This window comes from Streptomyces sp. NPDC001920 (genome assembly GCF_053594495.1).
On sequence record NZ_JBSFEP010000031.1, the window covers coordinates 24,122 to 49,476 of the forward strand.

Genomic DNA, 25,355 nt, shown 5'->3' on the forward strand with positions numbered 1-25,355 from the left:
TCATTGCCCCCTCTTCAGCAACCGGGCTCCGGCGCACACGCCGAGCGCGAGCCAGGTGACGCGCCGCGACAGCCGCACGGCGCGTTCGACGTCGGGCGTGCCGACGGCGCGCCCCCGCGTGTTCAGCACGGGCCGGTGCTCCACCCGCCCGCCGTACGAGAGCGTCCCGCCCAGCCGCACCCCGAGCGCCCCGGCGAACGAGGCCTCCACGGGCCCGGCGTTGGGGCTCGGATGCTTCGCCGCGTCCTCCCGCCAGGCGCGCACGGCACCCCGCGGATCGGGTCCGGCCAGTGCCGCGAGTACGGCGGTCAGCCGTGCGCCCGGCCACCCGGCCACGTCGTCCAGCCGGGCCGAGGCCCACCCGTAGCGCCGGTACCTGGGCGACTTGTGCCCCACCATGGCGTCCAGCGTATTCACGGCCCGGAAGCCGACCAGCCCCGGCACACCCCCGACGGCCCCCCACACCAGCGCCCCCACGACCGCGTCGGAGGTGTTCTCGGCGACGGACTCCACCACGGCCCGCGCGATCCCGTCCGCGTCCAGCGCCTGCGGGTCCCGCCCGCACAGGTGCGGCAGCCGCGCCCGCGCGGCCTCCACGTCCCCCGCCTCCAGCGCACGCGCGACGAGCCGGGCCTCGCGGGCCAGCGACGTCCCTCCGACCACCGCCCAGGCGGCGGCGCCGGTCAGCGCGACGGACGCGGCCGGGGAGGTGCGGACGGCGCGGGCGGCGACGGCGCCCAGCGCCACGGCGCCACCGGCGCACACGGCGGTGTGCAGCGCACCCCACGCGCGGTGGTCGCGCCACAACACCCTCTCCACGGCGGCGGCGGCCCGTCCGAACGCGGCGACCGGATGCCCGCGGCGGGGGTCGCCGAGCAGCTGATCACCGAGAAGTCCGGCGGCGGCACCGTACGCGAAGACGCGATCGGCACGCATCGGCGTCAGCCGGCCGCGGGGAAGGGCAGAGCCCTGGTGCGGGACCTCAGTCTCGAACGGCAGCCGAGCATCGCGTTATGTCCTCACTCAGGGTGTCCACGCCCTGGTTCGACGAGACCGGCGGCGAGAGTTCCTGGCTCCCGGGGTTTTCTACCCCGGTGACAGTGGCGGGACCGCGCCGGATTCGCACCGGCTTCCTCTTCTGCCGCCGTACATGGCCCCGGCAGTCCACCACGGGGCCGGAAGGGCCGTCAACTTGCCGTTGACCTGCGGAGGGAGAGTGTGCGGAGGCCCACACACGCGTGAGGTGCGAGACGGTGTTCCGTCTCGCACCCCGGGTGCTGGCGCGCGCTCCGGCGCGCTGTTGCTCAGGCCATGAGCGCTTTATGCGTCAGGCCATGAGCGCTTTGTGCGTCAGGCCACGATCGGCGTGTGTGTCAGGCCACGATCAGGTAGATGCCGTAGCCCACGGCCGCCGCGCACGCCGCGAAGCAGGCGTACGCCCCGGTGACCGCGAGCGCGGCCGAGTCGCCCTGGGCCGCCGCACGTTCGCGGCGGGACAGGCCGGAGATGCCGAGGGTGAACAGGCCCACCAGGGCAACCGTGACCACGAGGCTGACCCCGAAGACGGAGCCGAGAGCCGCCCAGTCGATCTTCATGCTTCTTCTTCCTTGAGTAACCGGCGAGGAGGAACCGGGTGGGGGTCAGACCGACGCCTTCGACGGCGTCGACTCGGAGGTCTGGGGCGGGACCGTGGCCGTGATGTCCTCGACCACCGGGTGGGCCGGCGGCACGGTCACGGCGGCCATGGCCTGCGTCACCACACCGGCCGGCTCGTCGGTGTCGTTGACGTTGGTGTGGTCGACGACCTCCCGCCGGGAGATCTTCCAGATCGCGGCGCTGGAGACGACCAGGAAGACCGCGACCAGGCCCGTGCCCCAGGCGCCGAAGCCCGTCACGTACTCCGCGAGCGCGGCGACCAGGGCTGCCGCCGGCAGGGTCAGGCCCCAGGCGACGAACATCCGGGTCGCCGTCGACCAGCGGACCACGCCGCCCTTGCGGCCGAGGCCCGCGCCCATGACCGCGCCGGAGACCGAGTGCGTGGTGGAGAGGGAGAAACCGAGGTGGGAGGAGGCCAGGATGACCGTGGCCGCGCTGGTCTGGGCGGCGAAGCCCTGCTGCGGCTGGAGGTCGGTCAGACCCTTGCCCATGGTGCGGATGATGCGCCAGCCGCCGAGGTAGGTGCCCAGCGCGATGGCGATGCCCGCGGAGAGGATGACCCACATGGGCGGGTCGGAGTCGGGGGCGAGGGTGCCGCCGGCGACCAGGGCGAGGGTGATGATGCCCATGGTCTTCTGCGCGTCGTTCGTGCCGTGGGCCAGGGAGACCAGGCCGGCGGAGGCGATCTGTCCGGCGCGGTAGCCCTTCTTGGACGCCTCGCCGTCGGCCTTCTTGCCGAGGGTGTAGGTCAGCCGCGTGGCGAACATCGCGGCGATGCCCGCGACCAGCGGGGCGGCGATCGCCGGGATCAGCACCTTGGTGACGAGCACGTCGCCGTGGACCGCGCCGACGCCCGCCGAGGCGACGGTGGCGCCGATCAGACCGCCCATGAGGGCGTGCGAGGAGCTGGAGGGCAGACCGACCAGCCAGGTCAGCAGATTCCAGAGGATCGCACCGACCAGCGCGGCGAAGATGACTTCGGGACGGATGCCGGCCTCGTCGACGAGGCCCTTGGAGATGGTGTTGGCGACCTCCACGGAGAGGAAGGCGCCGACGAGATTGAGGACGGCGGACATGGCCACCGCGACCTTGGGCCTCATGGCGCCCGTGGAAATGGTCGTGGCCATCGCGTTCGCGGTGTCGTGGAAACCGTTCGTGAAATCGAACGCGAGTGCGGTTACCACCACAATCGCGAGGATCAGCGAGAAGCTTTCCATTTACCCAGGCAATCGTTCGAGGTCATTGGCTTGCCGAACGTAGGTAACCTGAGTGAACGGAAGGTGAACTGGGGCGGGCCGCACGGTGTCCGGCAGGGAGGGTTTCTCCCACGGGGGCGGAGGCTCTCCTTCCGCCTGGCGGCGCGCAGCCCGGGCGGGGCGGGGTCGGTGGCCCCCGGGCGGACGTCCTCGGTCGGGTCGCCGGTCCTCCGAAGAGATTCTGGTCACTCGGCAGCCGCCGCGTCGTCGCACCGCCAGGGGGTCCGAAGCGCCATCCGGCCGGCGGCGTCCCCGCGCTCGACGGGTTGTGGCGGGCCGTCCACGCTGCGTGGTCGTCGCCGCACCCCGTCCGAAGGGAACGCGGGCGTCTCGGTGCGTGCGGATCCGGTGCCCCGTCCTGGGCGGACTCCAGGCCGCGCCGGGGTGCCGGCTGGCAGGATCGCCGCATGACTGAGGAGCTGCAGGAACAGCGAGGCAGGAAGGTGCGCCCCGAGGAGCTTGAAGCCTGGGAGGCGCTGGTGGCGACCGCGCGGCGCACCGTGGCCGACGGGCTGGTGGTCGGCACGTCCGGGAACGTCTCGGTGCGCGTCGGGGACACCGTGCTGGTCACGCCGTCCGGCGTGCCGTACGACCGGCTGACCGCGGAGGACGTGACCGGGGTGGACCTGGAGGGCCGGCAGGTCCTGGGTGCCCTGGTGCCGACCAGCGAACTGCCGATGCACCTCGCCGTGTACCGCGCCACCGACGCCGGCGCCGTCGTCCACACCCACGCGGTCCACGCGACGGCCGTCTCGACGCTGGTTCCCGAGCTGCCGCTGATCCACTACATGGCGGCGGCGCTCGGAGGGCCCGTCCGGGTCGCCCCTTATGCGACGTACGGCACCGAGGAGCTGGCCGGCAACATGCTCCGTGCCCTCACCGACCGCACCGCCTGTCTCCTCCAGAACCACGGCACCATCGCCTACGGCACGACCCTGGCCCAGGCCTACGACCGCACCGCCCAACTGGAGTGGATGTCCCGCCTGTGGCTCACGGCCTCCTCGGTGCCGGGCCGCGCGCCGAGCCTGCTGTCGGGGGAGCAGGTGGCCGAGGTGGGGGAGCGGTTGCGGGGATACGGGCAGCGGGGGTGAGGCGCGGGTCGGGTGGGGGGTCCGTCCGGCGGCGGCCCTCACCCCGAGTCGTCCTCCCACTGGCCCGACCCCGTCCGCGCCCGGACACTGGATCCGTGCGCACTGTCAAAGCGACGGCCGCTGCCGTCACCGTGGCCCTGGCCGCCGGCGTCGCGAGCGTCGCCGCCGGGCGGTACGCCAGTGGTGCCGCCCTGACGGCCCCTCCCGGCAGGCCCCTGCCCACCGAACCCCGGCTCACCGTGCACGCCACGGCCGCCGGCCAGATCACCCTCACCCGCGACCTGGCCTCCCTGCGGCCCGGCACCTACGGCCTCTCCGGCGACGGCTCGCACGCCGTCGTCGGCCCGGTCATCGCCGCGGCGAAGCACTCCGCCGACACCGTCGTACGCCGCCTGGAACGTGTCACCCACGGCACCCTCGACCCCGGCGACAGCGTCTGGCTCACCCCGAACGTATACGTCGGCGACCCCGCCGCCGCCCTCGGCCTCGACCACGCCGACGTCGACGTCCCCGGCGAACTCGGCTCCCTGCCCGCGTGGTTCGTCCCCGGCAGCCGCGGCACCTGGGTCATCGCCGTGCACGGCCTCGGCACCACGCGCGAGCACGCCATGAACGTCATGGGGTTCCTCAGCGGCCGGCACTTCCCGGTCCTCGCCCTCTCCTACCGAGGTGACCTCGGCGCACCACGCCCTCCGGACGGCCTGGGCCACCTGGGCGAGACCGAGTGGCGCGACCTGGACGCCGCGATGCGCTACGCCGTGCGGTACGGCGCCAAGCAACTCGTCCTGCTCGGCTGGTCGACGGGGGCGACGATGGCCCTGCGCGCCGCCCAGCACTCGGGGCTGCGGGACCGGGTCTCCGGGCTCGTCCTGGACTCCCCGGTGCTCAGCTGGGAAGCCACCCTGCGTGCCCTCGCCGCGGCCCGCCACACCCCCGGCCCGCTGCTGCCCCTCGCCGTACGCGCGGCACAGGGCCGCACCGGCCTGCACGCCGGCCGCGGCATGCGTACGGGCGTCCCCGACCGGCCCCCGGTGCCGACCCTGATCTTCCACGGTCCCGACGACGAGGTTGCCCCCTGGAGCCTCTCCCGCCGCCTGGCCGCCGCCCACCCCGACCTGGTCTCCCTCCGCACGGTCCGGCGCGCCCCGCACGCCGCCATGTGGAACGCCGACCCCGAGGGCTACGAAGAGGCGCTGCGCCGCTTCGTCACCCCGCTCATGTGAACGCTCGTGCGACCGCTCCCGGGGGACGCCCTCGGGGCGGCTCCACGTGAGCGCGAGGATCCGGCGCCGCAGATTCCGTTTAACCCCGGACCACTGGCCTGTTATCGGTCCCCGGCCGCCCGCGGGACCCTGTGCGTTGGCCATCCCCGTAGCCCCTCGTGACATTCCGTTTGGGTTTTCGGACCGTCAACCGGAAGACTGCACCCGTGACGTCCCGTATCCCGCGCGACTCCAGGCTTCGACTCGTCCGCCCGCGACCCCTGGCCGCCGCCCCCAGAGCCGTGAACCAGCGGCGCCCACGCCGCCCCGCACCGCGCCCCCCGGAGGGCACACCGGCCCGGTCCGAGCTGGCCAGAATGGCACGCTCCGGCCTGGCCGCGGCGGCCCGCGTCGCCCACTGGGCCGACGCCGCCCTGGGCCCCGGCCGGGACGGCAGCGCCTCCGACGGCAAGGGCACCCTCTCCGACGCGACCGCCGAACGCGCGGCCCAGGACCTGGGCCTGACCGTGGCTCAGGTCCGCGCCGACTGGGACACCGCCCGCCTCGCCGGGCTGGTCGAGGTGCACGGCGACAGCGCCCGCCCCGGCTGGCGGCTGCGCGCCTGGGACCGCGACGACAGTGCCGTCCTGCGCGGCTGGGTCGCCCTGTTCGACGCCTGGTCGCTCGCCCACCCGGAACCGGAGCGGCTGGAGCACGGCGCCGTACCCGACGTCGTCTCGGCCATGCCCCAGGTGCTCTCCTTCCTGCACCTGTCCGCCGGGCCGGTCCCCGTCGAGCAGCTCCTGGACCTGCTGGAGCAGCGCGTCACCGAACTGCGCACCGAGAGATGCGAGATCCCCTACGGGCCGCAGCCCGAGCCGGCCCCGGCAGGCGTCGAGGACGCCCCCCTCGCCCCCCTCCTCGACTGGGCCCTGCACGCCCTCGCCTCCGTCGGCGCCCTCACCTACGGCGACGGACAGGCCACGCTCACCCCGCTCGGCAACTGGGCGGTCTGGGTCAAGCTGGAGCAGATCTGCGTCGCCGCCCAGAGCCCGGCGGGGAACATCGAGCGCGCGGCCGAGGACATGCTCCGCGGCTGCGCCCAGCTGCGCCCGAACGCCGCCCGCGACGAGTACCGCGCCTGGCTCGCCGCCCGCCCCGTCGGCAGCGCCGTCACCGAACTCCTCGGCGCCGCCCGCGGCGACGACGCCCTGCTGCGCGGCCTCGCCTTCGAGGCGCTGCGTGTCGTCGGCGCCCCCGCCGAGCACGACGTGCGCGAGGTCCTCGACGAGCCGACCCTGCGGCCCTACGCCCTGCTGTGGCTCGCCGAGCACGACGGCGTCGACCCCGAGGACGCCCATGAGGTGCTCACCAGGGAAGAGGCCACCTGGCTGTGGGTCGACACCGCCGCCGCCGTCGCCGACCACGGCGAGGCCCCGATGCTGGTGCGCCACCTGGAGTCGGCCGTCCAGCCCACGGTGCCGATGCTGCTCGACGAGGTCCGGGCCGTCGGACACCCCCGCACCGTGCAGGTGCTGGTCGCGCTCGCCGCCGCGCACCCCGACCCCGCCCTCGCGAAGGCCGTGCGCCGCGCCGCCTTCCAGGTGCACACCGGGGGGAGCTGAGCCGGAGCGGGGCTCAGGCGCCCGGCTCGGGTGCGTACGTGCCGAAGCTCCACACGTTGCCCTCGACGTCCCGGGCCATGTAGTCCCGCGAGCCGTAGTCCTGGTCCGTCGGGGGCATCAGGATCCGAGCGCCGTGCTCCACGGCCCGTCGGTGGTGTGCGTCGACGTCGTCCACGACGACGTACACCCCGGTCGTGCCCGCGGCCTCCATCGCCTTGTCGAAGGCGCTGCCGGTGCCCTTCGAGCCGAGCATCACCGCGCCGTTGCCCTGCGCCAGCTCGGCGTGCGCGACCTTGCCGTCCTCGTCCTCGTAGACCGCGAGCTCCGTGAACCCGAAGGCCTCCGTGAGCTGCTTGATCGCCGCCTTCGCGTCCGCGTACAGCAGCGTCGGGAAGATGCTCGGACGCCCACCGCTCGTGCCTGCCATGCCGATCACCCCTTTGTGATCCGTCCGTTCCGGTCCGCCGCCCAGTCTCGCAGCGGCCACTGACAACGGCCCGCCGGCCGCGCCGCGGCGGCGGGGGCGGCGGAGACGAGGGGGTGGCCGATCCGAACACGCGAACCCAGAAAAAGTGGTTGCACGGTCCCGTTAGACTGAACCCATGGCCATTCTCCTCGCGCATTAGACGGCGGGAACGTCCTCAGCCGCCCATCCCGCCACCCACCCGCCCTGGAGTCTGTCCGTGATCTCCGCCTCCGGTATCGAGCTGCGCGCCGGTGCGCGCGTCCTCATCGAGTCCGCGTCCTTCCGCGTCGCCAAGGGCGACCGCATCGGCCTCGTCGGCCGCAACGGCGCCGGCAAGACCACCCTCACCAAGTGCCTCGCCGGCGAGGGCATCCCCGCCGGCGGCACCATCACCCGCTCCGGCGAGGTCGGCTACCTCCCGCAGGACCCCCGCACCGGCGACCTCGACGTGCTCGCCCGCGACCGGATCCTCTCCGCGCGCGGCCTGGACGTACTGATCCGCAAGATGCGTGAGAACGAGCAGCGCATCGCCAACGGCCAGGGCGCCACCCGCGAGAAGGCGCTGAAGCAGTACGAGCGCCAGGAGACGGAGTTCCTCACCAAGGGCGGATACGCCGCCGAGGCCGAGGCCGCCACCATCGCCGCCGCGCTCAACCTGCCCGACCGGGTGCTCGGCCAGCCGCTGCACACCCTCTCCGGTGGTCAGCGCCGCCGTATCGAGCTCGCCCGCATCCTGTTCTCGGACGCCGACACACTGCTGCTCGACGAGCCCACCAACCACCTCGACGCGGACTCGATCGTCTGGCTGCGGGACTACCTGAAGACCTACCGCGGCGGCTTCATCGTGATCTCCCACGACGTCGACCTGGTCGAGACGGTCGTCAACAAGGTGTTCTACCTGGACGCCAACCGCGCTCAGATCGACATCTACAACATGGGCTGGAAGCTCTACCAGCAGCAGCGCGAGGCCGACGAGAAGCGCCGCAAGCGCGAGCGGCAGAACGCCGAGAAGAAGGCCGCCGCGCTCAACGCCCAGGCCGACAAGATGCGTGCCAAGGCGACCAAGACCGTCGCGGCGCAGAACATGGCCCGGCGGGCGGAGCGACTGCTGTCGGGGCTGGAGGAGGTCCGGCAGTCCGACAAGGTCGCCAAGCTCCGCTTCCCGGATCCCGCGCCCTGCGGCAAGACGCCCCTCACGGCGGAGGGCCTGTCGAAGTCGTACGGCTCGCTGGAGATCTTCACCGACGTCGACCTGGCCATCGACAAGGGGTCGAGGGTGGTCATCCTCGGGCTCAACGGCGCGGGCAAGACCACCCTGCTCAGGCTGCTCGCCGGGGTCGAGCAGCCGGACACCGGCGCGGTCATCCCCGGGCACGGCCTCAAGATCGGGTACTACGCCCAGGAGCACGAGACCCTGGACGCCGACCGCACGGTCCTGGAGAACATGCGCTCCGCCGCCCCCGACATGGATCTCGTGGAGGTCCGTAAGGTGCTGGGCTCGTTCCTGTTCTCCGGCGACGACGTCGACAAGCCGGCCGGGGTGCTCTCCGGCGGTGAGAAGACCCGCCTCGCCCTGGCGACCCTGGTCGTCTCCTCGGCGAACGTCCTGCTCCTCGACGAGCCCACCAACAACCTCGACCCGGCCAGCCGCGAGGAGATCCTCGGCGCGCTGCGCACGTACAAGGGCGCGGTCGTGCTCGTCACCCACGACGAGGGCGCGGTCGAGGCCCTCCAGCCGGAACGGATCATTCTGCTGCCGGACGGTGTCGAGGATCTGTGGGGTGCCGACTACGCGGATCTCGTCGCCCTGGCTTGATCGAATGCCTGATCACCGGCGTATGGATCATTCGGCCCACCATTGATCCATCATCTGTGTGAGATCTCCTCGTACCGAGGTGTGTACTACATCAATTTCGCGGCCGAGTCCTTCATCGACAAGGGCTCGGCCGTCGCGCGTCGCTGACCTGGCGTTTCGCAGAAGAACCCGTTCGGCCGTACGGACAGGGCTTCGCGGAATTCGAGATTCCGCATGTGGGGACGCACTCCTGTCGTCACAACCTTGTCTCACGGACCTTGCCGAATGGGTGGCCATGAAGCCCCGGAGGGGTGATCATGAGGAGACCAGAGCGCACTTCCCATGAGGAGGCACGGGTGGCCGAGACTCTGAAGAAGGGCAGCCGGGTGACCGGCGCCGCGCGCGACAAGCTCGCGGCAGACCTGAAGAAGAAGTACGACTCCGGTGCGAGCATTCGGGCACTGGCCGAGGAGACCGGCCGCTCGTATGGCTTCGTACACCGGATGCTCAGCGAGTCGGGCGTCACGCTCCGTGGGCGTGGCGGTGCGACACGAGGCAAGAAGGCCGCAGACTGATTCGGGCGGCCCATCGGCTTCGATGGTGACCACCCGGCCGGTCCTCCCTCGGTGCCCTTGGAGGGACCTGGAGGGACTCCGGGTCGGGCGGGTGGTTACTGTGCAGTCACTTAGGGGGTGCCCTGACGGGCATCCCATGTGACCGCACGCATCGGAGGCAACCCCATGGCTTCGCCCGACCAGGAACTCGCGCCCCTGCTCGACAAGGACGGCGTACGGCTCACCGTCGACGGCGCCATCGCGACGGTGACCCTGACGAACCCGGACAAGCGCAACGCACAGAGCCCCGCCATGTGGCGGACGCTCGCCGAGGCCGGGCGGGCCGTGCCGGGCAGCGTGCGGGTCGTGGTGCTGCGCGGTGAGGGCAAGTCCTTCTCCGCCGGCCTCGACCGGCAGATGTTCACGCCCGAGGGAATCGAGGGCGAGTCCTCGTTCATCGACCTCGCGCGCAGCAGCGACGGCGAACTCGACGCTGCCATCGCCGAGTTCCAGGAGGGCTTCACCTGGTGGCGGCGCAACGACATCGTGTCCATCGCCGCCGTCCAGGGGCATGCCATCGGGGCGGGCTTCCAACTCGCGCTCGCCTGTGACGTGCGCGTCGTCGCCGACGACGTGCAGTTCGCCATGCGCGAGACCAGCCTCGGGCTGGTGCCGGACCTGACGGGCACGCACCCGCTGGTCGGGCTGGTCGGATACGGCCGCGCGCTGGAGATCTGCGTGACCGGCCGCTTCGTGTCGGCCGAGGAGGCCGTCAGCAGCGGGCTGGCCAACCTCGCCGTGCCCGCCGGGCAACTCGACGACGCCGTACGGGACCTCGCCGGGGCCATCGTGGCCGCACCGCGGGACGCCGTGATCGAGACCAAGGCGCTGCTTCGTGGTGCCGTCGATCGCACGTACGACGAGCAGCGCGGCGCCGAGCGGGCCGCGCAGGCGCGGCGGCTGCGAGACCTGGCCGGCCTCGGCGAGTGAGCCCTGCGCCGATCAGCCGACGGACGTGACCAGTACGGCCACCGTCGGGTGGTCGGCCAGCGCACGTCCGGCCCGCTCGCGTACCTCCCGGGCCACCTCCACGGCCCGGTGGTCCGCGCTCACCGCGATCTCCACGCGCACATGCCGACGCGGAAGTGCGGCCTCGCCCTGCCGCCGGTCGATGTGCACCGAGCGGCCCAACCCGCCGAGGGCGCCCGTCAGCCGGGTGACGCCCGGGGTCGCCACGGTCACGGCGGCGACCCGCTCCTCGTCGGGGTTGGCCGGCTCCGCCGCCCGCGCCGGTTCGGGCGGGTGCACGGCGGCGGGTTGCACATCTTCGTCGAGCAGAGCCGTCACCCGCAGGTCCACCTCGGTCACCGCCAGGCCGAGGCGCTGCGCCGCCGCGGTGGCCAGCACCCCGCGCAGCCGTTCCGCCGTCGCGGGCAGCGGCTCCGCCGCCGTCGTCGCGAAGTCCGCCGTGATCCGCAGCGGCCCCGGTGGCAGGGCGCTCGGCGGCGGCGGTACGGCCGCCTCCTGCGCCTGTGCCGGGTCCGTGAGCGCCACCCGCAGCGCGCCCAGCCGTACCCCGCCCATGGCCTCGGCCGTGCTCCGCAGCACCGCCTCGGCCGCCCTCTCGGAGATCCACGCGCCGTCGCGCGCGTCGCCCAGTGGCAGCAGCCTGCCGAGTCCCAGCTGCTGCCGGACTTCCCGCGTCCAGCGATCCGCCGTCGTCATTCCTCCAGCCTGCCGTATACCTGGCGCGCATTCGCGCAACCGTGCTTACGGTGGTCATGGGACGACGACCGAAAAGGACGAACGGCCATGACTGATGTGACGGAGCAGAACCGGGGGACGGAGGGCGAGACGCCCACCATGCGCAAGGCGCAGGCGACCAGGCGCGGCGGCGGGGACCCCGGCAGCCGGGGCCGCACGACGATCGCGGACGGCGTCGTGGAGAAGATCGCCGGAATGGCCGCACGTGACGTGGACGGCGTGCACGCCATGGGCAGCGGGATCTCGCGGACCTTCGGGGCGGTACGCGACCGGGTGCCGGGCGGGACGACGAAGTCGGTGACGCGCGGGGTGAAGGCCGAGGTCGGTGAGGTGCAGGCCGCGCTCGACCTGGAGATCGTCGTCGAGTACGGCGTCTCGATCTCCGACGTATCCCGGGACGTTCGCGAGAACGTGATCAACGCCGTGGAGCGGATGACCGGCCTCGAAGTCGTCGAGGTCAACATCGCGGTGAGCGACGTGAAGCTGCCGGAGGAGGAGGAAGAGGAACCGGAGCGCCGGATCCAGTGACGCGCCGGCGACAGGACGATTCGGGTGCCGGCGAGTTGCTGAGGAACTGAGGAGCGCACCATGAGCATGGCCGTGGTCGGCATGATCGCCGGCATGGCACTCGGCTTCGCCGGGTATTTCGGCGGATTCGGCGCCTTTTTGCTGGTGGCGGCCCTGGGCGCCGTCGGGTTCGTCGTCGGACGGTTCCTGGAGGGCGACTGGGAGTTCGGAGACTTCTTCCGGCGCCGTGACGAACGGAGGCGGTGACGGCCGTGAGCGGTGGGGCGGTGGAGCTGGGCAAGCCGCCGGCCGCGGTCGTGCCCGGTGAGCGCGGAGCCACCCGGATCGCCGACCGGGTCGTCGCGAAGATCGCCTCCCAGGCCGCACGGGAGGCGGTGGGCAAACTGAGCGAGGGCGCCGACCGGCCGCACGCCGATGTCGTGGTGGCGCATGACACCGCCCGGGTCCGGGTCCACCTCGAACTCGACTACCCCACCGACATCGGTGCCCGGTGCGCGGCCGTGCGTCGGCATGTCGCCGAGCGGGTAGGCGCGTTGGTGGGCATGGAAGTGCCGGAGGTCGCCGTGCACGTGGAGCGGCTGCACCCGGCGTCCGGGCAGGGCGCGGCACACGGGAGGACGCGATGAGCGAGTCCCAGGGCACCGAGGGCACCACCCGACGACTGCCGGTCATCGAGAAGGAGACCGGACCCGAGCCTCTCGACCAGTCGGCGGCGGCCCACGAGCCCCCGCCGGTGCTGGAGGGCGAGAGCGGGAGGGCACGACGCTTCTGGTCCAGGCGCAGGATCCCGGCCGCGATCACGGCACTCGTGCTCCTCGGCACGGCCGGCCTCTTCCTGTACGACATCGCCTCCGTGCGCGCCGACCGGCCCGCCATGCGCTGGCGCCGCGAACTGGCCCGGCAGCTCGCCGAGCGCCCGATGGACGACACCTGGGTGCTCGTCGGCGCGGGCGTCGCCGCCGTCCTCGGTCTGTGGCTGCTGCTCCTCGCCGTCACACCCGGCCTGCGGTCGGTGCTGACGATGCGGCGCACCCACGTCGACGTACGCGCCGGCCTGGAGCGCGACCTGGCCGCGCTCGTCCTGCGCGACCGGGCGATGGAGGTCTCCGGGGTCCAGGCCGCGCGGGTCCGGATGGGCCGCCGTCGGGCCGACGTCCGCGCGCTCTCCCACTTCCGCGACCTGGACGACGTACGCGCCGACCTGGACGCCGCGCTCGCCGAGGCGATCAGGGGCCTGGGGCTGGCCCGCCCGCCGTCGCTGTCGGTCCGGGTACGACGGCCCGGACGGAAACGTAAGGGGTGAGGGCCGTGCTCAGAGGGGTCAACCGGGCGCTGATCGGGCTCGTCGGACTGGTGCTGCTGGTGATCGGCGGGTCCGTGCTGGCCGTCGGCCTCGGGCTGGACCCGCCGTCCTGGTGGATCCACGACAGCAAGCACGACGTCCTGCTCAGCGAAGCCGAGCGCACGCGCTGGCGGGCCGAGGGCTGGTGGTGGCCCACCGTCATCGCCGTACTGGCCGTGCTGGCGCTGCTCGCCCTGTGGTGGCTGACCGCGAACCTGCGCCGGCACCGCCTCACCGAGGTCCTGGTCGACACCGGTGACGGCGAGGGCGCGCTGCTGCGGGGCCGGGCCCTGGAGAGCGTCCTGGCGAGCGAGGCGACGGGTGCGCCGGGAGTCAAGCGCGCCCGGGCGCACCTGACGGGCAGGCGGCTCGCCCCCGAGGCACACGTACGGCTCCTGCTGGAACCCCACGTGGATCCGGGGACCGCCCTGGACGACCTCACGACCCGGGCGCTGGCACACGCCCGCGGTTCGGCCGGCCTGGCCTCCCTGCCGACCGAGGTCCGCCTCCGGGGCGTCAAGCACCGGGCGGAACGGGTCAGTTGACGGTCACGAAAAAGGGCCGCCCGGATCGGTGCGACTGGGCCATGTCGTCACATCCCCGCCCGCCCGGTGGTGTCCGGCTCGCCGCCGGGCGGGCCCGCCCTTGGACGACGGGAAGGCGACGACAGTCCCTAGGTCGTCTCCGCAAAGTCCCGTCGTCCGCCCGGTGCGGCGAGAGTGCGTGCCAGGCGTCGCGGGGCAGGCGGGCGGGCTTTGCGGACACGACCTAGAACCCGTGCCGCGCCCCGCCGTCCACCGGCAGCATGACCCCGGTCACGTAGGACGCCGCCGGGGACAACAGGAACGCGGCCGCGCGGCCGAACTCGTCCGGGGTGCCGTAGCGGCGCAGCGGGATGCGGGACTCGGACTCCGCACGGGTCGCCTCGGGGTCGGCGGACATGGCGTCCAGCTCGCGCACACGGTCGGTGTCGATGCGCCCGGGGAGCAGGCCGACCACGCGGATGCCGCGCGGCCCCAGCTCGTCGGCGAGGGACTTCGCGAATCCGGCGAGCCCGGGGCGCAGGCTGTTCGAGATCGTCAGGCCAGGAATCGGCTCGTACACTGAGCCGGACAGCACGAACCCGATGACACCGCCCGCGTCGAGCTCGGCCGCCGCTGCCCGCGCCAGCCGTACCGCGCCCAGGAACACCGACTCGAACGCCGCCTGCCACTGCTCGTCGGTGTTGTCGGCGACGAAGCCGGGCGCCGGCCCGCCGACACTGACGAACACGCCGTGGAACCCGCCGAAGTGCGTGCGGGCGGCCTCGATCAGCCGCCCGGCCGCATCGGGATCGGCGTTGTCCACGGCCACCCCGACCGCGTTCGGGCCCAGCGCGGCCGCCGCGTCGGCGACGGTCTTCTCGTCCCGTCCGGTGATGACCACCTTCGCCCCGTCGGCCACCAGTTCACGCGCCGCCGCGTTGCCCAGCCCGCGCGTGGCCCCCGTGACGACGTACACCCGGTCCTTCAGTCCAAGATCCATGGTCCCTATCCTGCCCCGTCGCCCCCGAACAGGGCGAGGGCGGTGTTCACCAGGCCGATGTGGCTGAAGGCCTGCGGGAAGTTGCCGAGCTGGCGGCGGGCTACGGGGTCGTACTCCTCGGACAGCAGGCCCACGTCGTTGGCGAGCCCGGCCAGCCGCTCGAACAACTCCCGGGCCTCCTGCGTACGGCCCGTCATGTGCAGCGCGTCCGCCAGCCAGAACGAGCAGACCAGAAACGTGCCCTCGCCGCCGGGCAGCCCGTCCACGGCCGTCTCGTCCGCGCTGTAGCGGCGCAGGAAGCCGTCGTGACCGAGCTCGGCGCGGACCGCGTCGATCGTGCCGATGACACGCGGGTCGTCGGGAGGCAGGAAGCCGACGCGCGGGATGACCAGCAGCGCGGCGTCCAGTTCCCGGGAGCCGTAGGACTGGGTGAAGGTGTTCCGCTCGGCGTCGTAGCCCTTCTCGCACACCTCGCGGTGCACCTCGTCGCGCAGCTTCCGCCAGCCGTCGAGGTCGCCCTCCAGCTCGGGGTTCTTCTCCAGGGTGCGCACGGCCCGGTCCGCGGCCACCCACACCATCACCTTCGAGTGCACGAAGTGACGGCGGCCGCCGCGCACCTCCCACAGCCCTTCGTCCGGCTGCTGCCAGTGCGACCGCAGCCAGTCGACCAGTGCTGCCTGGATCGCCCAGATCTGCGGCTTGGGGGGCAGACCCGCGTACCGGGCCAGCGCCAGCGTGTCCATGACCTGGCCGTACACGTCCAACTGGAGCTGCTCCACGGCCTGGTTGCCGATGCGTACGGGGGCGGAGCCGGCGAATCCGGACAGCCACGGCACCTCGAACTCCGGCAGCCGCCGTTCACCCGCCAGGCCGTACATGATCTGCAGGTCCGCCGGGTCGCCGGCGACCGCGCGCAGCAGCCAGTTGCGCCACGCCTCGGCCTCCTCCTGGTAGCCCGCGGCGAGCAGCGCGTTCAGGGTGAGGGTGGAGTCGCGCAGCCAGCAGTACCGGTAGTCCCAGTTGCGCACACCGCCCAGCTCCTCGGGCAGCGAGGTGGTGGGGGCGGCGACGATACCGCCGGTCGGCCGGTAGGTGAGGGCCTTGAGGGTGATCAGGGAGCGGACGACGGCGTCCCGGTACGGGCCGTCGTAGGTGCAGCGGCCCGCCCACTTCCGCCAGTCCCGGACACTGGAGCGCAGTGCCTCGTACGGGTCGATCAGGGGCGGGCGAGGCTCGTGCGAGGGGTGCCAGGTGAGGACGAACGCGACCTTCTCGCCCGCCTCGACCGTGAACTCCGCGTGCGTGCCGAACTTCTCGCCCCAGGTGCGCACCTCGGGCTCGCTGCGCAGCCAGACCGAGTCCGGCCCGGCGACGGCCACCCGGTGTCCGTCGGACCTGCGCACCCACGGGACGATCGAGCCGTAGTCGAAGCGCAGCCGCAGATCGCTGCGCACGGTGACCCGGCCGCTGACGCCCTCCACGATGCGCACGAGGTCGGGCGCCCGGTCGCGTTGCGGCATCAGGTCGGTGACGCGGATCGTGCCGTCGTCGGTCTCCCACTCGGTGTCCAGCACCAGGGTGTCCGGGCGGTAGGCGCGCCGGGTGCAGGCGCCCTGCGCGCCAGCGGGGGCGATGCGCCAGTAGCCGTTCTCCTCGTCGCCGAGGAGCCGGGCGAAGCAGGCGGCGGAGTCGAAGCGGGGCAGACACAGCCAGTCGACGGAGCCGTCCGTGCCGATCAGGGCAGCCGTCTGCTCGTCGCCGATGAGGGCGTAGTCCTCGATACGCGGATGCACGAAGTGCGGGTTCCCTGCGGGGCGGTGGGCCAATCAGGGGTGTGGTCGAAGCGACACGCCGGCCGAGGAGCCGGTCCCGGAGAAGATCACGCCGGGGTCCGCCGGAGCCTGGTTGAGCACCCACAGCCCGATCAGCGTGGCCAGGGCGAACACGACCATGACGAGGACGGCCAGCACGAGCCGGCGCCGGCGTTCCCGGCGCAGCCACTCGCCGCGCGCCGTGCGATAGGCGTCGGGCGCGGCCTGGACTCCCCCGGCGAGCGCGGCGAGCGCCTCGCGCAGTTCCCGCTCCGTGCGGTCCGGACTGGTGCCACGCGACCCGGTCGCGTCCCGTTGCGTCATCGCCGTGCCTCCATCGCCTGGGTCAGGGCGGCCAGGCCGCGTGCCGTGTGGGTCTTGACGGATCCGCAGGAGATGCCCATCGCCGCGGCGATCTCGCTCTCCTTCAGCCCGAGCCAGTGCCGCAGCACGAGTGCCTCACGCTGCCGGGGCGGCAGTTGCTGCAGCGCGTCGATCAGCACACGCTGGTCGTCCCGCAGGAGCGCGGTGCTCTCCGCGGAGGCGACGACGTCGACGGGCGCGGTCGGGGGGTTCTCGGTGTGCTTGCGGGCGACCTGGAGGTGGCGTATCCGCATCCGCGTCAGATTGCAGACCGTGGAGCGCAGATACGCCTCCGCCGACTCGACGTCCCGCAGCCGCCGCCACTTCCGGTAGATCTGGTAGTAGGCCTCGGCCACCACGTTCTCCGGGTCGTCGGCGCCGAGCAGGACCGCGAGGCGCAGCATGGAGGAGTAGTGCAGCTCGAAGAGCCTGGCGAGGCCTGCCTCGCGCTCCAGGTCGGCCGGGTCGCGCGGGGGCGGTGCCAGCCCGTCACCGGCCGGCGCGGACGCGAGCGCCTCGCCGGGGTCGGCGACCGGAGCCGCGAGGGGTCCCTGCGGACTGTGAAGGGCCGTCTCCCGCAGGGGAGTTGTCTGTCTGCGTCTCACGGCTGGTTCGCTCCCGTCTCGGGGCGCCGCCTGACGGTCAGGCGGGACGGCAGGTCGGTGAGGTCGGCGCCGCGTGGGACGCCGAGGCGTTCGAGCACCGCGGTCCCGGCCACGGCGACGATCAGGTTGAGCAGCAGGGCGGCGAGCCCGGCGTAGACCTCGACCGGTCCGGTGCCGAAGCCGAGCGGCACGACGGAGGAGAATCCCTCGCGCACCACCAGGAAGGTGCCGGTCACCATGCCCGCGGCCCACCCGGCGAGCAGCGCCCGCGGATGCAGCCGCCCGGTGAACAGCCCGACGGCGACGGCCGGGAAGACCTGCAGGATCCATACGCCGCCGAGCAACTGGAGGTTGATGGCGTCCTGGTCGCGCAGCCCGAACACGAACGCCACCGCACCCACCTTCGCGGTCAGCGACACCGCCTTGGCGATGCGCACCTGCCGCTTGGGCGTGGCGGTGGGGTGGACGTACTCGACGTACACGTTCCGTACGAAGCTGGTGGCGGCGGCGATCGACATCACGGCCGCCGGGACCAGCGCCCCGACGGTGATCGCGCCGAACACCAGCCCGGCCAGCGGCCCCGGCATCAGCCGGTCGACCAGCATCGGTACGGCCGCTTCCGCACCGCCGTCGGGTGCCTGCACGCCCGTCGCGAGGGCCGCGATGCCGAGGAAACCGAAGAGGGCGAGCAGTCCGGTCCAGGCGGGCAGCGCCACCGAGACCTTGCGCAGGGTGCGCGGGCCGTCGGCGGCGAAGCCCGCGGTGAGGACGTGCGGGTACATCAGCAGGGCGAGCGCGGAGCCGAGCGCGAGGGTCGCGTACGCGGGCTGCTGCTGCGGCGACAGCAGGAGCGGGGAGTTCGCGGCGTCCGTGCCGCCGAGCCGCCGGGCCGCCCCGTCGAAGACCGCGCCGAACCCGCCGAGCCGCTCCAGGACCAGCCAGCACACGGCCGTGAGGGAGACGAACACGGCCACCGCCTTCAGCGCCGAGATGACCGTCGGCGCGCGCAGCCCGTGCCGGTACGTCGCCACCGCGAGCCCCGCGAACAGCGCCACCATCACCAGGTCACCGGCCGCGCCCCGCGGATAGAGCCCGCCGGCCGTCAGTACCGCGCGTATGCCCAGCAGCTGCAGCGCCAGATACGGCATCGTCGCCAGTATCCCGGTCAGCGCCACCACCAGGGCCAGCGGCGCCGACCCGTACCGGCCGCGCACGAAGTCGGCGGCGGTCACGTAGCCGTGCCGCTTCGCCACCGACCACAGCCGGCTCAGCAGCACGAACGCGATCGGGCAGACGATCACCGTGTACGGCACCGCGAAGAAGGCGGCCGCGCCGTTGCCGTACGCCAGTCCCGGTACGGCGGTGAAGGTGTACGCGGTGAAGATCGTGCCGCCGAGCAGCAGCCAGGTCCACACCGGGCCGAGGCTGCGGTCGGCCAGCGCCCAGCCCTCCAGTGAGGGCAACCGGTCGCTGGGGCGCAGCCGGCGCGCGGTGACGGCGAGCAGCGACGCTCCGCCGATCACGGCGAGAAACGTCGCGGTCATGGCGCCGTCCGCCATGGGTCACCGTCCTTGGTGTGCCTGGGCCCTCACCGACGTAGTTGCGCGGGGGGCTTGTTCGGAGGACGGAAAGCGGGGGGAAATTTTCTCGGCATCCGCTGTCAACCGTCTCCGGCGGGTGGGCAACTCTTGCACAAACCCACAGCGAGCGGGAGAGGAGCGCAGGTCATGGCACGGACCGGTCATCACCGGCTACGGCGCGTCGCGATCGCCGTACTGCTCCTCGCACCCGCCGCGGGTCTGCTGTGGGTCCCTCTGTACGCCGGGGCCGAGCCGCGGCTGGCCGGGACGCCGTTCTTCTACTGGTACCAGCTCGCCTGGGTGCCGGGGTGCGGTCTGTGCCTGCTCGCCGCGTACGTGCTGGCGAACCGACATCGCTGAGCCGCAGTTCCCGCACCGTTTCACCCCCGCACCACCCAACCGTCGAGGTCAGGAGCCGTCATGCCCACATCAGCCATGCCCGAATCCGGTCGTGGGGCGCCGGAGAAGTCCCGGATGTCGCCGAAGTCGATCGCGCTCTGGAGTGCCGTCGCGCTCGTCGGCGCCCTCGGCTGGGCCGTGCTCGCCCTGTCCCGGGGCGAGGAGATCTCGGCCGTCTGGCTGGTCGTGGCGGCCCTCGGCTCGTACGCGATCGCCTACCGCTTCTACTCCCGCTTCATCGCGCGGCGCGTCCTGCAGGTCGACGACACCCGCGCCACCCCGGCCGAGCGGCTGGAGGACGGCGTCGACTACCACCCCACCGACAAGCGGGTTCTGTTCGGCCACCACTTCGCCGCCATCGCCGGCGCAGGACCGCTGGTCGGACCGGTGCTGGCCGCCCAGATGGGCTATCTGCCGGGCACGATCTGGATCATCGCGGGCGTGATCTTCGCGGGGGCCGTGCAGGACATGATCGTCCTGTTCCTCTCCATGCGGCGGGACGGCAAGAGCCTCGGCCAGATGGCCCGCGACGAGATAGGCAAGGTGGGCGGTGCCGCCGCGCTGATCGGTGTCTTCGCCATCATGATCATCCTGCTGGCGGTCCTCGCCATGGTCGTCGTCAACGCGCTGGCGGAGTCCGCGTGGGGCACCTTCTCGGTCTCCATGACCATCCCCATCGCGCTCTTCATGGGCTTCTACCTGCGCTACCTGCGGCCCGGCCGGGTCGTGGAGACCAGCTTCATCGGCGTCGCCCTGCTGCTGCTCGCCATCCTCGGCGGCGGCTGGATCCAGGACTCCTCCCTCGCCGAGTACTTCGTGTGGAGCCCCGAGACCCTGGTCTTCTGCCTGGTCGGCTACGGCTTCTTCGCCTCCGTGCTGCCGGTGTGGATGCTGCTGGCGCCCCGTGACTACCTGTCGACCTTCATGAAGGTCGGCACCATCGCCCTGATGGCCGTCGGCGTGGTCGTCGCCGCCCCGAACCTCAAGGCCGAGTCGGTCACCGACTTCGCCTCCACCGGCGCCGGGCCGGTGTTCGCCGGCTCCCTCTTCCCGTTCCTGTTCATCACCATCGCCTGCGGCGCCCTGTCCGGCTTCCACGCCCTGGTCTCCTCCGGCACCACGCCGAAGCTGATCCAGAAGGAGTCCCAGGTCCGGCTGATCGGCTACGGCTCCATGCTCACGGAGTCCTTCGTGGCCGTCATGGCCCTGATCGCCGCCTGCGTCCTCGAACCCGGCCTCTTCTACGCCATGAACTCCCCGGCCGCGCTGCTCGGGCCGACCGTGGACACCGCCGCCGAGGCCGTGAAGAACCTCGGCTTCACCATCACCCCGGACCAGCTCACCGCAGCCGCCGAGGCCGTCGAGGAGGAGACGCTGGTCGGCCGCTCCGGAGGTGCGCCCACCCTCGCCGTGGGCATGTCGGAGATCTTCGCCGGGGTGTTCGGGGGCGCCGGGATGAAGGCCTTCTGGTACCACTTCGCGATCATGTTCGAGGCGTTGTTCATCCTCACCACGGTGGATGCCGGCACCCGGGTCGGCCGGTTCATGCTCCAGGACATGCTCGGCAACGTGTGGAAGCCGATCGGCCGGGTCACCTGGAAGCCGGGCATCTGGATCACCAGCGCCCTGGTCGTCGGCGCCTGGGGCTACTTCCTCTACGCCGGTGTCACCGACCCGCTGGGCGGCATCAAGCAGCTGTTCCCGCTCTTCGGCATCGCCAACCAGCTGCTCGCCGCGGTCGCTCTCGCCGTCACCACCACCGTGCTGATCAAGTCCGGCAGACTGCGCTGGGCGTGGGTCACCGGTGTCCCGCTGGCCTGGGACGTGGCCGTCACCTTCACCGCCGGCTGGCAGAAGATCTTCTCCGACAACCCGGCGATCGGCTTCTTCGCCCTGCGCGACAAGTACGCCCGGGCCATCGAGGCCGGTCAGCTCCTGCCGGGCGCCACGAACATGGACGACATGCACACCATCGTCCTGAACAACACCGTCGACGGTGTGCTCATGGCCGTCTTCCTGCTGCTGGTCCTCACCGTCCTGGTCAACTGCGCCGTGGTGTGCGTCCGCGCCGTCCGCGCGACCGAGCCGCTGCCGACCTCCGAGGCGCCGTACGTCGAGTCCCGGATCGACGTGCCGGAGCAGGCCGCGCACGAGCCGCTGGCGGGTGTCCGGTCATGAGCGTCCGACGGTGGGCAGAGACCGTGCGCTGGTATCTGCGGGAGGTGACCGGAGAGGCGGAGTACGACCGCTACTGCGAGCGGCACCGATGCCGGCACCCTCACGCGCCGGTACCGACCCGGCGGGAGTACGAGGTACTGCGCACCCGGCGCCGCGAGGAACACCCGCGGAGCCGGTGCTGCTGACGCCGTACAGGAGACAGGGCCCCGCGCCTCGTGAGTACGTCCACGAGGCGCGGGGAACCGGACGGCCGGCCCACCGCTCCCCGTGGCCGCCCACGAAGCACAGACCCATGGCGAGACGCGAACCCGGATGCTGAGACGCAGAGCCCCCCTCCTGACCCGCCCCGCACTCGACGACGACCCCCTGCACACAACCCTGGTGGATCTTCGCCCCGCCCCACAGCTCCACGGCCTCGGCGCGGGCCGCACCACTCCCGCCTGGGAACCCGTCGCCGAACTCCTGCGCACCACCGGACGCGACTGGGACCGTCGAGCCCACCGGGTCCGCGTCCTCGCCCGGTGCCTGCCGCCCGTGGTCGGCGAGAGATGGATCGCCGACCGGCCCGACGACGGTGACGCCTTGGTGCTGCGCGCGTTCGTCGAGTCGGCCCGCGCCCCGGTCGAGGGGCACGACGCGGTCCGCCGGGCCGAGCAGACCTGCCTGCGGGCCGCCGCGGCCTGTCCCGAGGACCCCACGCCCTGGCTGGCGCTGCTGTCGCTGTTGCATGCCTGTGCCGCACCGGTGCAGGACGCCGTCCCGGTGTGGACGCAGGCCGTCGACCGCGCGCCCTGGCATCGGACGGCCTACCACCTGATGCTGCGCCACCTGTCCCCACGCGGGCACGGCTCGGTCCCCGACATGATGGACTTCGCCTGGCAGGCCGCCTTCCAGGCACCGCACGGCTCCCCGGTCGCCCTGCTGCCGGTGGCCGCCCGCGTCGAACTCGTCGCCCATCGTCAGAAGCAGACGGGACCCGCCGCGCTCGGCGCGGGCGGTCACTGGAACGAGCCCAGGGCGGCCAGGGAGATCGACACGGCCCTCACCCGCTGGTTCCACACCACAGCCGCACCGCACGCGGAGGCCGTCCGCGACCTCAACGTGCTCGCCTTCGCCCTGACCCGCGCCCACTGCACGGCCGAGGCGGGCCTCGTCCTCCAGCGCGTCGGCCGCCACATGACCCGCCACCCGTGGGATCTGCTGCCCGAACCGGAACGCAGTTTCCGCTACTGGCGCGACCAGCTCACGGGGCGGCGGAAGTAAGGGGGCGCCGGGCAGCACCCCCGGCACGGGGGCCGGCGTCCTACACGGGGGCCGGCGTCGTCTCCGTCTCCCGCGGTGCCGCCGCCTGCGCCCGGTCCCGGGCCTCGCGGCGGGCCAGGATGAACCAGCCGACGGGGACGCCCGCCGCGAACAGCCACCACTGGATGGCGTACGCGTAGTTCAGCGGGGCGTTCTCGTCACCGGGCCTGCCGATCAGCTCCGGGGTGTCGCCCTTGGGCTCCGGCTTCGTCAGCGCGATGTACCCGCCGAGCACCCGGGCGTCGAGGCGCTCGGCCTCCTGCTCGCTGTTGATCAGCATGACCTGCCGGTCGGGGAGCCCCGTGAGGTTCTTGATGCCGCTCGCCTCGGTCGTCTCGTCCGGCATCAGCCGCCCGGTGACGGTGACCCTGCCGCTGGGCGGGGCGGGGATCTCGGGGAACGCCGTCTGGCTGGGGCCGTCGGCCGGGATCCAGCCCCGGTTGACCAGCAGCACCTTGCCGTCCGTGAGGACGAAGGGGGTCAGGACGTGGAAGCCGACCTCCTCGTCGGCGTTGACACGCCGCCTGACGACCTGTTCCCGGTCGGTGTCGAAGTGGCCCTCGGCGGTCACGGTGCGGTACCGCTGCTTCGAGGTGACGGTGTGCCCCGGGGAGGTCAGCTCCTGCACCGGCACCGGCTCGGCGCCCAGCGCGTCGGCGACCAGCTGGTTGCGGGCGCTGCGCTCCTCGTAGCGGTGCATCTGCCAGATGCCCAGCCTGATCATCGTGGGGATGAGGAGCAGGGCGACCACCGTGAGGATCACCCACTGCCGGGACAACAGGAAGCGGTACACCCCACGACCGTACAACTCGGTCGCGGGGTGCGTTCAGGCGGGTACCGGGTCAGACCTTGTCGACGATCCCCGCCTTCCCCTCGGCGCGGGCGCAGTGGGCGCCGCAGTACCAGTGGCCGTCGACCTCGACGCCCTGCCCGATGATCTGGACACGGCAGTGCTCGCAGATCGGGGCCATGCGGTGGATCGCACAGGAGAAGCAGTCGAAGACGTGCACCGCGCCCTGCGCGTGCACCTCGAAGGTCATTCCGTAGTCGTTTCCGCACACTTCACATGTCGCCATGCGCCACAGGGTGAGCCGTCGCCGCGGTCCGGGCGAGAGGGCTGCGGGCGAGTCGCGCGGCAATCACCCGTCCGTACGGTCACCGCTCCGACGCCGGTTCCACGTCCCGCAGGAGTTGCCCGAACGCGGCCTCGTCCACCACCGGAGTCCCGTACTGCCGGGCCTTGACCACCTTGGAGGTGCCCGCGTCCGGGTCGTTCGTCACCAGCAGGCTGGTCAGTCGCGACAGGCTCGTCGCCACATGCAGCCCGGCCTCGATCGCGCGGTCCTCCAGCAGGTCGCGCTCGACCGACGTGTCGCCCGAGAAGGCGACCCGCATGCCCTGCTTGAGCCTTTTGCCCTCCTCGTACCGTCCCGGGTTGGGGTAGGGGCAGGCGGGCCTCTTCCTGGAGGGCCGCCAACTGGCCGGCCGGTAGCCGCCGTATCCGCCGGCCTGCTGCCCGATCCGGGGCGTGGCCGTGTCCCGCCACTCGGTCAGCGGCCGGCACTCCTGCAGCGGCAGCCGTACGCGGCCCGCCGCCGCGGCCCGCAGGCTCGGGCGGAACGCCTCCGCGAGCACGCGCGCGTCGTCCAGCGCGTGGTGCGCGCGCCGCTGGACGACACCGAAATGCGCGGCCAGCGACTCCAGCTTGTGGTTGGGCAGCGGCAGGCCCAGCTCCTTGGACAGGGCGATGGTGCACAGCCGCTGCCGCACCGGGGCCTCGCGCTCCGCGCGCGCGTACTCCCGGGCGATCATCTGCCAGTCGAACACGGCGTTGTGCGCGACGAGCACCCGGCCGTCCAGCCGGGCCGAGAACTCCTCCGCGATGTCCGTGAAGAGGGGGGCGCCTTCCAGCGTCTCGCTCGTCAGGCCGTGGATCCACACCGGGCCCGGGTCCCGCTCCGGATTGACCAGCGTGTACCAGTGGTCCTCGACCTCGCCGCACGCATCCACCCGGTAGACGGCGGCGGAGATTATCCGGTCGTCCCGGGCCAGGCCGGTGGTCTCCACGTCAACGACCGCGTACCCCTGCGGATACGCGGCCGGCCACGCTGTGGGGGACGACGCTGCGGTCGTACGGTCTTCGAGCATGGTCACTGAGGATACGGGCCACGACTGACAGTCCGGTCCGTCAGGTGCCGTGCCTCGCCCGCCCGTTCGAGCAAGACGAACGCATGGGCGCCAACCGGTCGGTGTGCGGCGGGCGTTGCGCGTCCCGTGCTCCCGTGCCGGTGTGCCGGAGTCGTCCGGGGAGCGT

Annotated in this window: 28 protein-coding genes and 1 riboswitch; of the genes, 15 read left to right on the forward strand and 13 right to left on the reverse strand. The window is 72.5% G+C overall.

Annotated elements, in window-relative coordinates; translation table 11 throughout:
* The 3 genes from ACWCPI_RS36280 to ACWCPI_RS36290 form a co-directional block, all read right to left on the reverse strand.
* Positions 1 to 936 (reverse strand): cobalamin biosynthesis protein, encoded by a 936-nt coding sequence (locus ACWCPI_RS36280; RefSeq protein ID WP_451042226.1) that lies wholly within the window; start codon positions 934 to 936, stop codon positions 1 to 3.
* A gap of 108 nt (positions 937 to 1,044) precedes the next feature.
* Positions 1,045 to 1,184, reverse strand: a riboswitch (cobalamin riboswitch).
* A 189-nt stretch (positions 1,185 to 1,373) separates the two neighbouring features.
* Positions 1,374 to 1,595: a hypothetical protein gene (locus ACWCPI_RS36285; RefSeq protein ID WP_388812183.1), complete on the reverse strand. Its 222-nt coding sequence runs from the start codon at positions 1,593 to 1,595 to the stop codon at positions 1,374 to 1,376.
* A 45-nt stretch (positions 1,596 to 1,640) separates the two neighbouring features.
* On the reverse strand, positions 1,641 to 2,873 hold the full coding sequence (locus tag ACWCPI_RS36290) for an anion permease (protein ID WP_451042227.1): 1,233 nt from the start codon (positions 2,871 to 2,873) through the stop codon (positions 1,641 to 1,643).
* A gap of 446 nt (positions 2,874 to 3,319) precedes the next feature.
* Here ACWCPI_RS36290 and ACWCPI_RS36295 point away from each other — a divergent pair, with 446 nt between their 5' ends.
* The 3 genes from ACWCPI_RS36295 to ACWCPI_RS36305 all read left to right on the forward strand — a co-directional run bounded on the left by ACWCPI_RS36295 (position 3,320) and on the right by ACWCPI_RS36305 (position 6,830).
* Complete coding sequence (locus ACWCPI_RS36295; RefSeq protein WP_451042228.1) at positions 3,320 to 4,003, forward strand: class II aldolase/adducin family protein; 684 nt, start codon at positions 3,320 to 3,322, stop codon at positions 4,001 to 4,003.
* Between the two features lie 95 nt (positions 4,004 to 4,098).
* Complete coding sequence (locus ACWCPI_RS36300; protein ID WP_451042229.1) at positions 4,099 to 5,226, forward strand: alpha/beta hydrolase; 1,128 nt, start codon at positions 4,099 to 4,101, stop codon at positions 5,224 to 5,226.
* Positions 5,227 to 5,432: 206 nt separating this feature from the next.
* Entirely contained in the window at positions 5,433 to 6,830 is a 1,398-nt protein-coding gene (locus ACWCPI_RS36305; protein WP_451042230.1) for a hypothetical protein, read from the forward strand.
* 13 nt (positions 6,831 to 6,843) lie between these two features.
* Here ACWCPI_RS36305 and ACWCPI_RS36310 read toward each other — a convergent pair whose 3' ends face one another.
* Positions 6,844 to 7,257: a VOC family protein gene (locus ACWCPI_RS36310; protein WP_388812196.1), complete on the reverse strand. Its 414-nt coding sequence runs from the start codon at positions 7,255 to 7,257 to the stop codon at positions 6,844 to 6,846.
* Between the two features lie 256 nt (positions 7,258 to 7,513).
* On the opposite strand from ACWCPI_RS36310, the gene ACWCPI_RS36315 reads away from it, so the two are divergent.
* From ACWCPI_RS36315 to ACWCPI_RS36325, 3 genes are all read left to right on the forward strand, one after another.
* Entirely contained in the window at positions 7,514 to 9,112 is a 1,599-nt protein-coding gene (locus ACWCPI_RS36315) for an ABC-F family ATP-binding cassette domain-containing protein (RefSeq protein WP_451042231.1), read from the forward strand.
* A 335-nt stretch (positions 9,113 to 9,447) separates the two neighbouring features.
* Complete coding sequence (locus ACWCPI_RS36320) at positions 9,448 to 9,666, forward strand: helix-turn-helix domain-containing protein (protein WP_451042232.1); 219 nt, start codon at positions 9,448 to 9,450, stop codon at positions 9,664 to 9,666.
* Between the two features lie 165 nt (positions 9,667 to 9,831).
* Entirely contained in the window at positions 9,832 to 10,635 is an 804-nt protein-coding gene (locus ACWCPI_RS36325; RefSeq protein WP_451042233.1) for an enoyl-CoA hydratase/isomerase family protein, read from the forward strand.
* 12 nt (positions 10,636 to 10,647) lie between these two features.
* Here the strand turns inward: ACWCPI_RS36325 and ACWCPI_RS36330 are convergent, their stop codons facing one another.
* Positions 10,648 to 11,370: a nucleopolyhedrovirus P10 family protein gene (locus ACWCPI_RS36330; RefSeq protein ID WP_451042234.1), complete on the reverse strand. Its 723-nt coding sequence runs from the start codon at positions 11,368 to 11,370 to the stop codon at positions 10,648 to 10,650.
* 87 nt (positions 11,371 to 11,457) lie between these two features.
* Between ACWCPI_RS36330 and ACWCPI_RS36335 the strand changes: the two genes are divergently transcribed.
* Genes ACWCPI_RS36335 through amaP form a run of 5 tightly spaced genes read left to right on the forward strand, consistent with a single transcriptional unit; the run spans position 11,458 to position 13,824 of the window.
* The gene (locus tag ACWCPI_RS36335) at positions 11,458 to 11,937 is read left to right on the forward strand and encodes an Asp23/Gls24 family envelope stress response protein (protein WP_451042235.1); all 480 of its coding nucleotides are present in this window, start codon (positions 11,458 to 11,460) and stop codon (positions 11,935 to 11,937) included.
* A 60-nt stretch (positions 11,938 to 11,997) separates the two neighbouring features.
* Positions 11,998 to 12,183, forward strand: a complete 186-nt coding sequence (locus tag ACWCPI_RS36340; protein ID WP_451042236.1) for a hypothetical protein — start codon at positions 11,998 to 12,000, stop codon at positions 12,181 to 12,183.
* Entirely contained in the window at positions 12,180 to 12,563 is a 384-nt protein-coding gene (locus ACWCPI_RS36345; protein WP_451042237.1) for an Asp23/Gls24 family envelope stress response protein, read from the forward strand. The genes ACWCPI_RS36340 and ACWCPI_RS36345 overlap by 4 nt, the downstream gene beginning before the upstream one ends.
* On the forward strand, positions 12,560 to 13,240 hold the full coding sequence (locus ACWCPI_RS36350) for a DUF6286 domain-containing protein (RefSeq protein WP_451042238.1): 681 nt from the start codon (positions 12,560 to 12,562) through the stop codon (positions 13,238 to 13,240). The genes ACWCPI_RS36345 and ACWCPI_RS36350 overlap by 4 nt, the downstream gene beginning before the upstream one ends.
* Positions 13,237 to 13,824 (forward strand): alkaline shock response membrane anchor protein AmaP, encoded by a 588-nt coding sequence (gene amaP / locus ACWCPI_RS36355; protein WP_451042239.1) that lies wholly within the window; start codon positions 13,237 to 13,239, stop codon positions 13,822 to 13,824. Before ACWCPI_RS36350 ends, amaP begins: the two co-directional genes overlap by 4 nt.
* Positions 13,825 to 14,047: 223 nt before the next feature.
* Here the strand turns inward: amaP and ACWCPI_RS36360 are convergent, their stop codons facing one another.
* Genes ACWCPI_RS36360 through ACWCPI_RS36380 form a run of 5 tightly spaced genes read right to left on the reverse strand, consistent with a single transcriptional unit; the run spans position 14,048 to position 19,141 of the window.
* Complete coding sequence (locus tag ACWCPI_RS36360) at positions 14,048 to 14,803, reverse strand: SDR family oxidoreductase (protein WP_451042240.1); 756 nt, start codon at positions 14,801 to 14,803, stop codon at positions 14,048 to 14,050.
* Positions 14,804 to 14,808: 5 nt separating this feature from the next.
* Positions 14,809 to 16,596, reverse strand: coding sequence for a glycoside hydrolase family 15 protein (locus ACWCPI_RS36365; RefSeq protein ID WP_451042241.1), 1,788 nt, complete (start codon positions 16,594 to 16,596; stop codon positions 14,809 to 14,811).
* A 33-nt stretch (positions 16,597 to 16,629) separates the two neighbouring features.
* The gene (locus ACWCPI_RS36370; protein WP_451042242.1) at positions 16,630 to 16,938 is read right to left on the reverse strand and encodes a hypothetical protein; all 309 of its coding nucleotides are present in this window, start codon (positions 16,936 to 16,938) and stop codon (positions 16,630 to 16,632) included.
* Positions 16,935 to 17,582: an RNA polymerase sigma factor gene (locus tag ACWCPI_RS36375; RefSeq protein ID WP_451042243.1), complete on the reverse strand. Its 648-nt coding sequence runs from the start codon at positions 17,580 to 17,582 to the stop codon at positions 16,935 to 16,937. The genes ACWCPI_RS36370 and ACWCPI_RS36375 overlap by 4 nt, the downstream gene beginning before the upstream one ends.
* Positions 17,579 to 19,141 carry a sodium:solute symporter family protein gene (locus tag ACWCPI_RS36380; protein ID WP_451042244.1) on the reverse strand — a complete coding sequence of 521 codons (1,563 nt, stop codon included), beginning with the start codon at positions 19,139 to 19,141 and terminating at the stop codon, positions 17,579 to 17,581. The genes ACWCPI_RS36375 and ACWCPI_RS36380 overlap by 4 nt, the downstream gene beginning before the upstream one ends.
* Before the next feature lie 168 nt (positions 19,142 to 19,309).
* On the opposite strand from ACWCPI_RS36380, the gene ACWCPI_RS36385 reads away from it, so the two are divergent.
* The 4 genes from ACWCPI_RS36385 (at position 19,310) to ACWCPI_RS36400 (ending at position 23,002) form a co-directional block, all read left to right on the forward strand.
* On the forward strand, positions 19,310 to 19,522 hold the full coding sequence (locus ACWCPI_RS36385; protein WP_388812230.1) for a DUF3311 domain-containing protein: 213 nt from the start codon (positions 19,310 to 19,312) through the stop codon (positions 19,520 to 19,522).
* A gap of 60 nt (positions 19,523 to 19,582) precedes the next feature.
* A complete protein-coding gene (locus tag ACWCPI_RS36390; protein WP_451042245.1) occupies positions 19,583 to 21,739 on the forward strand; it encodes a carbon starvation CstA family protein in 2,157 nt (718 codons plus the stop codon).
* Positions 21,736 to 21,924 (forward strand): YbdD/YjiX family protein, encoded by a 189-nt coding sequence (locus ACWCPI_RS36395; protein WP_451042246.1) that lies wholly within the window; start codon positions 21,736 to 21,738, stop codon positions 21,922 to 21,924. Before ACWCPI_RS36390 ends, ACWCPI_RS36395 begins: the two co-directional genes overlap by 4 nt.
* A 127-nt stretch (positions 21,925 to 22,051) precedes the next feature.
* Entirely contained in the window at positions 22,052 to 23,002 is a 951-nt protein-coding gene (locus ACWCPI_RS36400; protein WP_451042247.1) for a hypothetical protein, read from the forward strand.
* Between the two features lie 40 nt (positions 23,003 to 23,042).
* Here the strand turns inward: ACWCPI_RS36400 and ACWCPI_RS36405 are convergent, their stop codons facing one another.
* The 3 genes from ACWCPI_RS36405 to ACWCPI_RS36415 all read right to left on the reverse strand — a co-directional run bounded on the left by ACWCPI_RS36405 (position 23,043) and on the right by ACWCPI_RS36415 (position 25,189).
* Positions 23,043 to 23,834, reverse strand: coding sequence for an SURF1 family cytochrome oxidase biogenesis protein (locus ACWCPI_RS36405; RefSeq protein ID WP_451042248.1), 792 nt, complete (start codon positions 23,832 to 23,834; stop codon positions 23,043 to 23,045).
* Between the two features lie 49 nt (positions 23,835 to 23,883).
* Entirely contained in the window at positions 23,884 to 24,117 is a 234-nt protein-coding gene (locus ACWCPI_RS36410; protein ID WP_356578721.1) for a hypothetical protein, read from the reverse strand.
* A gap of 79 nt (positions 24,118 to 24,196) precedes the next feature.
* Positions 24,197 to 25,189 (reverse strand): DEDDh family exonuclease, encoded by a 993-nt coding sequence (locus ACWCPI_RS36415; protein ID WP_451042249.1) that lies wholly within the window; start codon positions 25,187 to 25,189, stop codon positions 24,197 to 24,199.
* Between the last annotated feature and the right edge of the window lie 166 nt (positions 25,190 to 25,355).